The 12,062-nt window shown below is 46.8% G+C and carries 9 protein-coding genes and 2 pseudogenes; 4 read left to right on the top strand and 7 right to left on the bottom strand.

What is annotated here, in order from left to right:
• Positions 1 to 59: 59 nt before the first annotated feature.
• The 5 genes and pseudogenes from F6K20_RS07710 to F6K20_RS07690 form a co-directional block, all read right to left on the bottom strand.
• A pseudogene (locus F6K20_RS07710) lies at positions 60 to 293 on the bottom strand (2-aminoethylphosphonate aminotransferase); the annotation flags it as partial.
• A 51-nt stretch (positions 294 to 344) separates the two neighbouring features.
• Positions 345 to 1,490, bottom strand: a complete 1,146-nt coding sequence (aepY, locus tag F6K20_RS07705) for a phosphonopyruvate decarboxylase (protein ID WP_287248135.1) — start codon at positions 1,488 to 1,490, stop codon at positions 345 to 347.
• The gene (aepX, locus tag F6K20_RS07700) at positions 1,491 to 3,182 is read right to left on the bottom strand and encodes a phosphoenolpyruvate mutase (RefSeq protein ID WP_287248133.1); all 1,692 of its coding nucleotides are present in this window, start codon (positions 3,180 to 3,182) and stop codon (positions 1,491 to 1,493) included. It abuts the gene before it with no gap.
• 304 nt (positions 3,183 to 3,486) lie between these two features.
• Positions 3,487 to 4,506, bottom strand: coding sequence for a LicD family protein (locus tag F6K20_RS07695; protein ID WP_287248132.1), 1,020 nt, complete (start codon positions 4,504 to 4,506; stop codon positions 3,487 to 3,489).
• Between the two features lie 765 nt (positions 4,507 to 5,271).
• On the bottom strand, positions 5,272 to 6,480 hold the full coding sequence (locus F6K20_RS07690) for an HhoA/HhoB/HtrA family serine endopeptidase (protein WP_287248130.1): 1,209 nt from the start codon (positions 6,478 to 6,480) through the stop codon (positions 5,272 to 5,274).
• 449 nt (positions 6,481 to 6,929) lie between these two features.
• Here F6K20_RS07690 and F6K20_RS07685 point away from each other — a divergent pair, with 449 nt between their 5' ends.
• A complete protein-coding gene (locus F6K20_RS07685) occupies positions 6,930 to 7,274 on the top strand; it encodes a metal-sensing transcriptional repressor (protein ID WP_008177474.1) in 345 nt (114 codons plus the stop codon).
• On the opposite strand, the gene F6K20_RS07680 is transcribed toward F6K20_RS07685, so the two are convergent.
• The gene (locus tag F6K20_RS07680) at positions 7,271 to 7,666 is read right to left on the bottom strand and encodes a hypothetical protein (protein WP_287248127.1); all 396 of its coding nucleotides are present in this window, start codon (positions 7,664 to 7,666) and stop codon (positions 7,271 to 7,273) included. The genes F6K20_RS07685 and F6K20_RS07680 overlap by 4 nt on opposite strands.
• A gap of 182 nt (positions 7,667 to 7,848) precedes the next feature.
• On the opposite strand from F6K20_RS07680, the gene hslO reads away from it, so the two are divergent.
• Both hslO and F6K20_RS07670 read left to right on the top strand, forming a co-directional pair.
• The gene (gene hslO / locus F6K20_RS07675) at positions 7,849 to 8,733 is read left to right on the top strand and encodes an Hsp33 family molecular chaperone HslO (RefSeq protein WP_287248125.1); all 885 of its coding nucleotides are present in this window, start codon (positions 7,849 to 7,851) and stop codon (positions 8,731 to 8,733) included.
• A gap of 224 nt (positions 8,734 to 8,957) precedes the next feature.
• Positions 8,958 to 11,261 carry an AAA family ATPase gene (locus F6K20_RS07670; protein WP_008177481.1) on the top strand — a complete coding sequence of 768 codons (2,304 nt, stop codon included), beginning with the start codon at positions 8,958 to 8,960 and terminating at the stop codon, positions 11,259 to 11,261.
• 263 nt (positions 11,262 to 11,524) lie between these two features.
• Here the strand turns inward: F6K20_RS07670 and F6K20_RS07665 are convergent, their stop codons facing one another.
• The gene (locus tag F6K20_RS07665; RefSeq protein ID WP_287294296.1) at positions 11,525 to 11,647 is read right to left on the bottom strand and encodes a hypothetical protein; all 123 of its coding nucleotides are present in this window, start codon (positions 11,645 to 11,647) and stop codon (positions 11,525 to 11,527) included.
• 232 nt (positions 11,648 to 11,879) lie between these two features.
• Here F6K20_RS07665 and F6K20_RS07660 point away from each other — a divergent pair.
• Positions 11,880 to 12,062 (top strand): annotated as a pseudogene (locus F6K20_RS07660) (ion transporter); the annotation flags it as partial.

Below are 12,062 nucleotides of genomic sequence, written 5' to 3'. Positions count from 1 at the left end.
CAAATCTAGCAAGAAACGAAAAGGTCGCGGGTTACCCCGTCAGAGGCAAAGCGATGGTGTGGCACAAGGGTTGATAGCATTGCCTCTACGGCACAAGTGCCGGAACCGGTAAGTAAAATCGCTTCATAGTCCTCAGCGGCTGCGGGATACACCTTGGCTAGGCGGGCTTTGATATCTAGGGTCAGCTCAGCAAACTCAGGTTCACGATGGCACAGGTCTGGCTGGAGTAAGGCACGGCGCACCCGCTCGCTTAGGGTAACAGGGCCAGGGTTGAGTAAGATGGTCCGGTTCATGTTGATGTAAAGCTTAGAGTTTGGCTGGATTGAGATCGAATCAAGGTGTGATTACGGCGATTTGATAAACTGCCGTAAACGTTGAGCAACTTCTAGGGGGGTAATGTGGGGCCGAGGTAATTTTTCAGGAATACCAGGCTTAATCTTGGCGTGAATGAACATTAATTCCTCGGATGGGTCTTGGGTCAAAGCTTTCACCTCTTCAGGGGTTGTGGCTACAGCAACTTGTTTGTAACCACAGGCTTTTGCGATCGCACCAAAATCAATGGAGGCCGACACCGTGGACTGTCCCCCTGTGGATTCATGGCGCTGATTGTCTAGGAGAATATGCCGCAAGTTGGGCGGACGTTCATAGCCAACGGTGGCTAACGCTCCTAGGCGCATCAAAGCGGCACCATCGCCATCGACCACAATCACCCGACGGTGGGGCTGAGCCAGGGCCATGCCCAGGCCGAGACTGGAGATACATCCCATGGAACCAACCATGTAAAGTTGATTAGCTTGGTCCTGAATGGCATACAATTCCCGACCGGTGTAGCCCGTAGTGGCCAACAGAATGTCTTCAGGCCCAGTTGCAGCTTGGATGGCTTGCAGCATGTCACGACGGGTGAAGGAGGGGTTCTGTGGAAGGGGGAGAGCCTCAGCAGGGGTGATCGAGAGGGGCTTGACGGTTAATTGAGAGCTTAACTGGCAAGATTCTACCGAACCCTTTTGCATCACCAGGGCATAGGGCGTCTGATGCTCCTGCATATGGGCAACTGCCCGGTCTAGAGTCGGCTCAACCTGGTCTATTTCCGTGGGAAAAGGTTCCCATGGCACCTGGATTAGATCTAGCAATTGGGGAGTAATGGCTCCCATCAGCTGGTGCTGGGGTTCGTCCGGTGCCCCACCGGGTTGTCCTCGCCAGGTCACAATCACCAAGATGGGAATTTTAAAGGTTTGATTCAGAGAAGTGAGGGGATTGACAGCGTTACCAAACCCCGAATTCTGAAACATGACCACACTGGGCACTCCAGCCAACTCGGCACCGGAGGCGATCGCCACGGCATCCCCTTCATTGGCAGCCCCCACATAGCGGAGATGATCAGAGTCAATCACAGTGTTAATAAAAGATTTGAGGTAGGAGCAGGGCACCCCTGTGTATAACCCAAACCCCTTTGCCTGAGCCGCTCGGATAAAGTCTTCGGATTTGATCATCTAGAAACTTCCAGCCTTGAACAGATCTTCGACTTGATCGATATCGAGCCAATGCCCTTTGATATAAAGCACATGTACCCGATGGCCATGGCTGATCAACCCATTAATCAGAGTTGGCATTCGTCCCTGTTGCCGCACCTGCTCTGACTGGAGCAGAGTATTAAGGGTATCCCGTAATTTCTGCTGCCCCTGTTGGGACACTTTCAGCAATCCGGTCCATATGCCACAGATTTCGCCCTCGGGCAGGTCAGGGGTGATTTGCTGTAGATAAACATGTTGATAAAATGCCTGAGTCGAGTCGGGTAGAGAACAGGCAACGTAATCGGGTCGGATCTGCTCGGCTTGGCGGTGCTGACTCGAATCTATAATGACCACAAAGTCATGATCAACCCCTGACAGCATTTGCAGAATGTACTTCTTGAACAGAACATCACCGTAGCCAATGATCCAATCCTGTCCATCCTGGGGCAACTCCTGCAAGCCTCGACTCAGGGAAACGAGTTCACCTGTGGTGTCATAGTCGTCGTTATCTACATAATCGAGGCCAGGTAAGTTGACAACTTCCTTTTTGTAGCCACGCACCACAGTGATGTCTTGAATACCGACATTGTGGTGCTCTTCCACAATCCGTGATAGCAGGGGTTGACCGTGCAGATCTACCATGCACTTGGGTTTATCTTTAGTGAACTCACCCAATTCAATCCCGCGCGAGGCGGCTAGCAGAATCGTGCGGATCCCAGCAGCAGCGTTCTGGGGTAAATAGCGCTGCTCCGCTTCCAGGTGTTCGGCAACCCCTTGAAGCCGGAAGATCTCAGACACAGGGACGATCTCGTCTTCAACATTCAGCAGGTTCTGCTCTAGCATTAACCTCTGAGCCACCTTTTGGGTCATGGTAACGGAAGCTCGGAGCAGGTGATTCGCCCAAATGGCGATAGAGAAGCCAGCATCCCTAAAGACTTCAGTCGGTGTTGCGTAGTACTTGGTCGGTACAATCACCACTGGCGAGCGATCGCCCCACTCCCGTTTGAAGGCCAACACTTCATCAGGCACATGCAAGGAGCTGTGGATCAAAATGCCATCCGCTCCGGCATCGTAATAGGCTTGGGCTCGCCTTAATGCTTCTGAGAGCCCCCAACCGGCAATAAACGCTTCTACCCGGGCAATCAGGACAAAGTCATCATCACTTTGGGCATCTTTAGCGGCCTTGATTTTGCCGCAGAACTCGTCCATGTCAGCCAGGGGCTGAGCTGTGCCCTTAATAAAGCTATTGGTTTTGGGGAAGAGTTTGTCCTCAATACAGACACCAGCGACACCACGCTGCTCTAATTTTTTGACCAAGCGTTGCACATTGTTAAAATTTCCGTAGCCCGTATCCCCATCCAGCAGAATTGGGATAGAAGTGGCATCGGACATGAACTCAACTACTTCCAAGACTTGAGTCCAACTTGCTTCGTTGTTATCACGCACACCCAACTGGGCAGAAATGCTGAGGCCACTGCCCCAAATGCCCTGAAAGCCTGCCTCTTCAGCAATCTTAGCGCTGATTCCATCATGGGCCTCTATCAGAAACTCTAACTGATTAGAGTTCAGCAGTGTTCTAAGTTGTGTTGTTTTTCTAGGTTGTGTTGTTTTTCTAGCTTGCGTTGCTTTTCTAGGTTCTGTCGTTTTTCTAAATTGTGCTGTTGTTTTCATGTGGCATCCTAAAATTGCAACAATGTTTAACCAAAGCGGTCTAGGGGATAGGCAAGATTTTCATCTTTGTTAAGGATCTCAATCGATCATGAGCCACTCAAAACACAGTTAACTCAGGATTAGCTCTCTAATCCCTGATGCTGCTGTCGGCTCATAGCCTTTCAGCACTACTTGACTAGCAGTGTTTAGAGACATGACAAGCTTACCTAGCTCCCAGCCCTTCCATGGTGGGGAAGAAATCAGGGGAGTTAGGGAAACCAGTGCAAAGGCTCAATAGCCTTATCTAACGACGTTTAACGAACCTTTAAACTAAATTTAAAATAATTTTAACCTTTTTTGTGCTCAATGAATATCGCTTCGGATCGTGATCAGGTCCTAGTGCGACATTCAAACGATGATTCCAAATCCTGCAAACCTTTAAAACGTCTTGCCCGTATCCTCTTTTGAGATACCTCTCGGCCTGGTTGGGTCCATAAATCTTAAAATTGTAGAATTGAAACTCTCGCAAAGGAAAGATCTCATCGAGATCTGGATACTGAGGATGTCCCCCTTCAGAGGGCAATCTCCTTTGGTCATAGATATAAATTTCAATCCCGTCAGTTATTTTGTAAAGATTTTTTTCGATCTTTCTAAAGTAGAAACCATGATCATTGAGGAGAGTTTCTAAAGTAAATAATTTCTGGAAATCTGCCTCTGTCATCTCAATATCAATGTCATCATCCCAGGGAATGACTCCTTCGTGTCGCAGAGCACCGATTAAAGTTCCTGAAATAGCCCAGTAAGGGATATGATGCTGTCTAAGGAGGGAATCAAGGAACTGGAAATCTTGGCGCAATTGCCAATGTATTGGTTTTAATTTCTCAGCCAAAGCAACCACCATGTCTGCGATTGTCCCTGTCATTTTTGACTCAATGCCCTTCTCGATGGCATAGTTGTAATCCGCGATCGCTTCAGCAAGTCCTTCTTGTTTTGTCAGCGCCTCGTGGGGTTGCGCTGATAACACATCTGACTCTAGCGCAAGGGCTTGCTGATACATGGTGGCTGCTTGTATCACTTGACGGGCACAGCGATCAATTTCTTCTAATCCCTGGGATGATATCTGAGCAGACAACAATAGGTACCACAGCTGCTCGTGAAATTCCTCGCAGTCCGGTTTAATCTTAATCGCTTTCAGGTAACAGGCAATTGATTCGACCCACTCACCTTGTTGGCAGTAGAGTTCTCCCAATTCTAAATAAAGTTGAGGATTATCTGGTTGTAGCTCAATGTTTTTCTGGGTGTTGGCGATTGCCTGTACTAGATCATCTGGTGAATTTCTTGACACTCCCCCTCCTATAACAACGCAGGGCTGTTTCATTGTCAATTTTTCGGTTCGCTAAAGCTCCCGAGTGGCAGCGGTTTCGCCCCTGTTTTTATATTATTAAAAATAGTATAAAAAAACGGCGATTTGCTTGACATTAACGGGCTTTGAGCCCCTCACCCAGGAATTTTAGCATCGAGCAATGTTACAGCCCTGCTATAACAAAGGGGATTCTTACTTGGCCGTAGGCCACGCTAAGCGAACAACGAGCTGTCTTGCCTATTCAGGTCTGAACCAGAAAAGGTAGAGGACAATTATCTATAAGCGTATTGGATCAGCGGATCCAGGTTTCGGTGTGCCGGAAACTAAACCATAGAATAGTGGAGCCTTAATCAAAAAGGTTAAAAATTTTTACACAAGCGCCGACTAACTATAAAGGCTCCACTATTTTTACGGTAACTTCTAACCCCACCGTACCTAAAATAGTTAACAAGTTTAAGTTAACAAGTTTAAGTTAACAAATTTAGATGAACATTTTTTTGATCAAAGACTTTCATAGATGTCCAAATCGTTAGACTTGATTGTGCAACATGATTATCTCAAAACATGTTTTTTACACTGTCTAATTATTCAATATCATGTTTATTTAGAACATTAATTATTCCTTTATATTAACACGGTGCTACCAAACTGTCAATACAAAGATGCTCCTTTGGAGCCTTCAGTTGCGAACAAAAAAAAAGCCCTCCTGTAAGGACGGGGCTTTAGACCCAAATTTTTTGGTAATCACTAATTAGGATTTTTTAGTGCATCGGTGCGGACAAACACGCTAGTAGTCTGCTTACCGCGCCTTACTTTTATTTCTAGAACCTTATTTACTCCACTATTTTCCACAAGGCGCTGTAGTTGTGTGGCATTAGTAACAGATGTTCCATCAATTTGAACAATTATGTCCCCACGACGCATACCAGCATCAGCAGCTGGTGTATCCGGCATTACTTGAATTACCAAGACACCATTGATTTCTGGTAATAGTAAAACAGAGTTGGGATCATTGTTGTTCTCTTGTGCTAGTTCCGGGGTTAGGGTTGTCATCCGAACACCGATATATGGATGGACAACTTTTTGCCCTTGGGCTAGTTTGTTGGAAATCTCTTTGACTTTGTTGATGGGAATAGCAAAACCAATTCCCATGGCATTAGCCCGAATAGCAGTGTTGATGCCAATAACTTCCCCTGTAGCATTCAACAACGGACCACCAGAGTTTCCAGGATTAATAGCAGCATCGGTTTGTATAAAGTCCAGTCGCTTGTCGGGAATACCTGCCTGAGCGCTGGAGCGTCCTATGGTGCTGACAATTCCCAAAGTCACTGTATTATCTAGCCCTAGGGGGTTACCAACAGCAATAGCCCAATCTCCAACCTGAACTTGACTCGAATCCCCTAGAGAGACAATCGGTAAGGAAGTACCGTTAATTTTGACAACAGCTAAGTCAGTGAATTCATCAACACCCTTGACTTGACCATTAAACTTGCGCCCATCCTTGAGGGTAACGGTTACTTTATCTGCACCTTCCACAACATGGGCATTAGTCAGTAGGATGCCACTGTTGTCAATGATAAAGCCAGAGCCTTGACCTTGTAAACGTCTTTCTTGGGGAATTTGGGCTGAAAAGTCATCACCGAAAAAGCGCCGGAAGAAGGGGTCATCAAACAAGGGATCGACGCGCCTGGAAACTGTGCGCTCGGTGTCAATACGCACCACTGCTGCTCCAACCCGATTCACCGCTGCTGTTACAAAACTGCTATTACTAGCTTGCTGTGGACTTAGCAGTTGTTGGGCGATCAGTGGCGGAGTTACTGAGTCTGTGCTGGGTACAGGAGCAGCCTTGGAGGGAGATACACGATAAACGCCAACTGTCAATAAGACTCCAAGTAAAATAGCCAAGAGATAGTTACTAATTGAGCGAAGCCAAATCGAAAATTTAGTTGATGACATAGTATTATCGTATTCTTCTGGTTAATTTTGGGGAATACTATTGCTAAGCCAATCCCACGACCTAAAACCCATGGGATTTACTTGGCTTTGGCTAGTGGTTAGTAGTCAGTTGTTGCTGACCCTTAGTGTTAACCCCTAACTCAAGTTTACCTTCCCTGATATTCCTCCCACCCAGAGCCAGGAGTGGGTTTCGAGGCAGATTTGTAGGATTGTGGATTAGTTGCTACAAGCATCTAATCGCTATTTTGAGAGTTATTACTATGACGTTAGTAGTACCTGGGCGAGTTCCAGACGGTGCGACCCTAGGAGGCGCGCACCGAGAGTGAGAGAGGTTGACCTCAAGGGGTGATCAGCCCTTGAGACCCGAAGAAGTTAAGCTTAATAATTATCAATAATGATATACCCAGGAAGTTGGTTAACCTTGGACTAATAAAACTAATAAAACCGCTATGATCTCGAAAGATAGAGAATATGCCCTGACTCAAGAACTGAATCACAACCATAGTGAACATACCCATGGTCACGTCCATGATGAAGAATCTCTGAGGCGAATTATCAATCGCCTGTCTCGAATCGAGGGGCATATTCGAGGGATTAAGACTATGGTGCAAGAAAGTCGCCCCTGTCCTGATGTTTTGGTACAGATTGCTGCAGTTCGAGGGGCTTTGGATAAAGTGGCACGAATTATCCTAGATGAACATTTAAGCGAGTGTATCGGTCGTGCCGCTGAGCAGGGCAACATTGAGGTAGAAATTGAGGAGTTGAAAGCCGCTTTAGATCAATTTTTACGTTAGGAGTCAGAGGCTTTATGCTGTTCTACAAACTGACGTAGCCTCAGCAAACTTAAGGTTTGACCCCAATTCAAGGGTAACAAAGACACCCCTTCTAGGCGAGATTGTACCCAACCATCTCCCCAATACCATTCATGATAACCATCAATTCCCTGGCTCAAGAGCAGTCTTAAACAGTTCGGCTGAACAAGCTCAACTTTGTGTTGTACTGCTACTGGCCCGATGGAAGAAGTAAAGGTCAATCCTAAATCTAGCTGTTCGGGTAACTCGGAAGATAAATTCTCCGGCCACAACCACTGGTGCAGTTGCGCGGTATAGAGCAGACTATCCCGGATCACATTTTGTGGTGCTTCGACTTCAATCCTCAGATGACTTTTTTGAAAGATTCCTAGCATTTTGGTTAGATCGTCCTTACTCGTAGGAAATATTTGTAATTATTGTGAATGAACCAATGGGATAAATCCCGTCTGTTGTTTTAATGCCTCGGCTAAAAGGAGAGGGCAAGCAAGGGACTCGATACTTTCTCAATACTTTGTAAAATAAACATTAATTATATTAAGAAGTGTAAGAGTTTTCTATGGCTGACCAGTTAATTCGCGCCACAGCAGCTTCAGGGGGTATTCGCGCAGTTGGTGTGATTACTACACGCCTGACGGAAGAAGCTAGACAACGTCACCAACTCTCTTATGTGGCAACGGCTGCCCTAGGTCGTACCATGTCTGCAGGTCTTCTGCTGGCTTCTAGTATGAAGCGAGCAGAGTCGAGGGTCAATATTCGGATCAATGGCAATGGTCCACTGGGTGGAATTATGGTGGATGCAGGATTAGATGGTAAAGTTCGAGGTTATGTAGACAACCCAGAGGTGGAACTGCCACCAAATAAGAAGGGCAAATTAGATGTGGGTGGTGCTGTTGGTAAGGATGGTTTCCTATACGTGGTTAGGGATGTGGGTTATGGCTATCCCTATTCGAGTACAGTAGAGTTGGTTTCTGGTGAAATAGGTGATGACATCGCTCACTATCTGCTAAATTCGGAACAAACCCCATCAGCGCTGGTGGTTGGTGTATTCGTAGGTGCTCAAGGGGTCACTGCGGCTGGGGGTATTTTAATCCAAGTTATGCCTAAGGCAGCAACGGATGAGGCATTAGTTCAAACTTTGGAATCTCGCATTACCAAACTATCAGGTTTTACACCACTGCTCCAAGCTAACCAGACCTTACCAGAGATTTTTGAACAGTTGCTGGGGGATATGGAGCTAGAGATTTTTCCAGAAACCCAGATGCTGCATTTTAACTGTGGTTGCTCCTTTGACCGGATGTTGGGGGCTCTGAAAATGCTGGGAAAAGAGGAACTTCAGGATATGATAGAAAAAGACGGTGGCGCTGAGGCAACTTGTCATTTTTGCTCAGAGGTCTATCATGCCAATCCCGATCAACTATCTCAATTGATAAAAGAATTGTAAACTCAGTAGCTACTGGACTTCCTACTGTAACTGGAAGATTAGAATCCTGACTTGTAAAGGATTGCAAGAAATATGGATCAGCATATAAACTCAACCAGAATTATAAGAACACTACTATAAGATAGGGTGTAGACTCTATATGTGTAAGGTGGGTAAAATCTCAACAACTGAGGTTGCTGTAAACAACCTGCTGTCTTCCGGTGTAGGGAGTGTGGAAGTGAATTATGACCAGAAATAGAGAATTTCCAGACCGTTGGCCAACCTCAAATGGTTCAAGTTCAGGTAAGTTTAATGGCTGGCAACCTAACCAGAGCCAGCCGGTTACTCAACCGAACGTAAACTATCCTGACCGAGGAAACCCATCGACACAGCCCCCCCAGCAATCAGAAAAATTTGGGGTTGGTCAACCAGTAGCTAACTCTCGATTAAACACAGCACAAACTACCGGTAGACAAGCTCCCTCAGGAAAAACGACTGGAGTAAAAAACCTCTTGCCTCGCAGTTGGCAGTTTTGGTCAGCTTTAGTTGTGTTGCTTTTCGGTAGTGCTGGATTTGCTTCAGCAATGATGTTGTTAAGGTTGCCAGCTGTACCAAACTGCCGTGCTGTGTTTTGGCCAACGGCTTCAGCATCGATGCGCCTATCTTGTGCTCAGGTGGCAGCAAATCAGCAAACTGTCCCCCAGTTGCTAAAAGCGATCGCATTAGTGGATGCCCTGCCCGAAGATCACCCGTTACGCCCACAAGTTAACCAACATATCGAAGAGTGGTCACAGGTAATCCTAGAGATTGGGGAAGCTAAGTTTCAAGCTGGTCAGCTCAGTGAAGCTCTTAAGATTGCTAAACGTATTCCTTCAAAATCCGTAGCTGGCGCGATAGTAGAAAAGCGGGTAAAACGTTGGCAGAAAATCTGGTCGAGGGCAGAGGGAGTTTATGAGCAAGCGGAAAAACAGTTGAGGTTATCAAACTGGAACTTAGCATTTCGCGAAGCAGTACGATTGACCTATGTGGACAATGACTACTGGGCTACGGCTAAGTATAACCAGCTAACGGATAAGATTAAGATGGGACGGGAAGACTCGGCTAAGCTGGATAAGGCTTATGAGCTGAGTAGAAGTGGCAATATAGAGAAGATCCTGGCAGCTATTGAAAAAGCTAAGGAAATCACAGAGCAAAGTTATGCTTACAAAGAAGCTCAGGATTTAATTAAAGACTCTGGCAACAAGCTGGTGGAGATTGCTCAGAACAAGCTAGAGCAAGGTAAGTGGTCCGAAGTTCTTGACATTGCCTATAAACTTCCCGAAACGATTAAAGTACCTGAACTCAAATCGGATTTAATTGACCTAGCTCATGCCCTATCTCGTGCTGAGTCTGGTACAACCTGGGATTTAGAAGAAGCGATCGCATCTGCCCAAAAGCTGGGATCAGAACGTCCCCTATATAAGAAAGGGCAGCAATTAATTAGCCGTTGGCAACGAGAAGTAGAAGATGTGGCGCGACTTGAGCGAGCCAGAACCTATGCTACCTCGGGTTTACCTAGTGACTTAAGACTGGCAGTAGCTGAAGTGGAACAGATCCCTCGTGGTAATCCCCGCTATGAGGAAGCACGGGGCGAAATTCGAGATTGGACTCGTCAAATTCAGCTGATCGAAGACAGGCCATTCCTGGAACGGGCAGCACAACTGGCTAGTTATGGCAGCATTGATTCTTTGCAAGCTGCTGTTCAAGAAGCCCGTAAAATTTCCCGAGGTCGTAGTCTTTACCAGGAAGCTCAAAGTAAAATTAATCAGTGGTCTAGAAGTATCCAGCAGCAAGAAGACCAACCTTATTTAGACCAAGCACGCACTCTGGCAATCCGGGGTGATCTATATGCAGCCGTGGCAACTGCCCAACAAATTAAGGCAGGTCGGGCTCTGTACAATGAAGCCCAAAGCAAAGTCAGAAGCTGGAAGTTAGAACTAGAGGGTCAGCAGCGTTTACGGGAAGCTTACCAAATTGCTGAGGCTGGAACTCCACAAGCCCTAAGAAAAGCGATTCGAGTAGCTAGGCAAGTGCCAACCTCAACCAAATCCCGTAGCGAGGCGAGAACAGTAGTCAATCGCTGGAGTTACAAAATCCTATCCATAGCCAGAAGTCGTTCTGCCTATAACCTGTCTGAATCCATTGCGATCGCAAACATAGTTCCGTCTGGTACTCGCCCTTACCAGGAAGCCCAACGGCAAATTCAATCATGGCGCAAGATTTTAGCCCCACCTCCCCCACCTCCTGTGCCCGTAAGACGACCAAGACCGGTTCCGCCTCCATCTCCCCCACAAGTGGTGATCCCGAAACCAGCTCCCTCCCCACCATCAGTGGTAAAACCATCATCAGTGGTCAAACCGCCATCACCGGTTCGCTCCTTCCCAATTGTGGTTCCACCACCGGAAGTGACCTCACCATCGGGTATCGTCAAACCACCGACTCAGTTAGAGCCGCCCAGGTTTAATCCCCCCGCTGGTAGGAAGATTGAGTTGATTGATGCTGACTCTTAAGAGTTTCCGAGGGTAGTACAACCGGCTAGGAGCAAACCTGTGGAAATTGAACAAAAATGAGCGACGCATTCCCCCACCACGAGAACGCAGGTGGGGGTCAAGGAGCGGCAAATTGTGATATAATTGAATTATCTTGAGTGGTACGGCAAAGGGCAGAACGAGATTCTGAGCAAACTGGAGGCACGACCTCTCACGATAGGGAAATTAAACCTGTTTTTCCTCGCTCTGTCGGTTTATAAACGTCAGACTCTAGGTGAAAGTTTCTAAGCATAAGCCCCACAGCGGAAGCGATGCAGAGGTGCGACCCGTGGCGAATTTAATTCGCCTACGGAAAGCGCACCATTACGGTCTTGGGGAGGCAGCGCGGTCTTGGGGGTTCCCCCCATGAGCGACTGCCGTGGTTTCCCCCACTCGCTATTGCATCAAGACAACGACTTGGGGGAATAGTCCAGCAAAAGTCCTGGCAACAGGCGCGAGAATGCCGCCTGTCGCGAGGGATAAAACCTTGTAATTAAGACGGATACCCACACCATGAAAACTCAGGTGGGGGAAGCATTCAGAATTAAAAATTCTTAATATTAAATGGAGTGAATTCCATTTAATATAGAAGACTTTAACTTGTCATCAACCATCAAGTCCCGTCTTGACCAGTTCATTCATGCTCCCCAAACTGAATTCACCCTCATTCTGCTAATTCTACTTTCGGTAGTTCTAGTGGTTGTTGAAGCAAGTCTAGAGGGTGCAGGTTTCATATATGGACTGGTCTATGTAAGCGAAGAGCTACTGACGGGCATATTTATA

Origin of the sequence: Moorena sp. SIO2C4 (genome assembly GCF_010672485.1) — a bacterium.
In the GTDB taxonomy this organism is placed as follows: domain Bacteria; phylum Cyanobacteriota; class Cyanobacteriia; order Cyanobacteriales; family Coleofasciculaceae; genus Moorena; species Moorena producens.
The sequence above is the reverse complement of the archived record's forward strand: the minus strand, read 5'-3'. Positions and strand labels throughout refer to the sequence as shown.

What these genes read in the sequence shown, in the direction of transcription:
- aepY (WP_287248135.1), bottom strand. Translation starts at nt 1,490, where the DNA reads ATGATCAAATCCGAAGACTTTATCCGAGCGGCTCAGGCAAAGGGGTTT.
- aepX (WP_287248133.1), bottom strand. Translation starts at nt 3,182, where the DNA reads ATGAAAACAACAGCACAATTTAGAAAAACGACAGAACCTAGAAAAGCA.
- F6K20_RS07690 (WP_287248130.1), bottom strand. Translation starts at nt 6,480, where the DNA reads ATGTCATCAACTAAATTTTCGATTTGGCTTCGCTCAATTAGTAACTAT.
- F6K20_RS07685 (WP_008177474.1), top strand. Translation starts at nt 6,930, where the DNA reads ATGATCTCGAAAGATAGAGAATATGCCCTGACTCAAGAACTGAATCAC.
- F6K20_RS07680 (WP_287248127.1), bottom strand. Translation starts at nt 7,666, where the DNA reads ATGCTAGGAATCTTTCAAAAAAGTCATCTGAGGATTGAAGTCGAAGCA.
- hslO (WP_287248125.1), top strand. Translation starts at nt 7,849, where the DNA reads ATGGCTGACCAGTTAATTCGCGCCACAGCAGCTTCAGGGGGTATTCGC.
- F6K20_RS07670 (WP_008177481.1), top strand. Translation starts at nt 8,958, where the DNA reads ATGACCAGAAATAGAGAATTTCCAGACCGTTGGCCAACCTCAAATGGT.
- F6K20_RS07665 (WP_287294296.1), bottom strand. Translation starts at nt 11,647, where the DNA reads ATGGGGGGAACCCCCAAGACCGCGCTGCCTCCCCAAGACCGTAATGGT.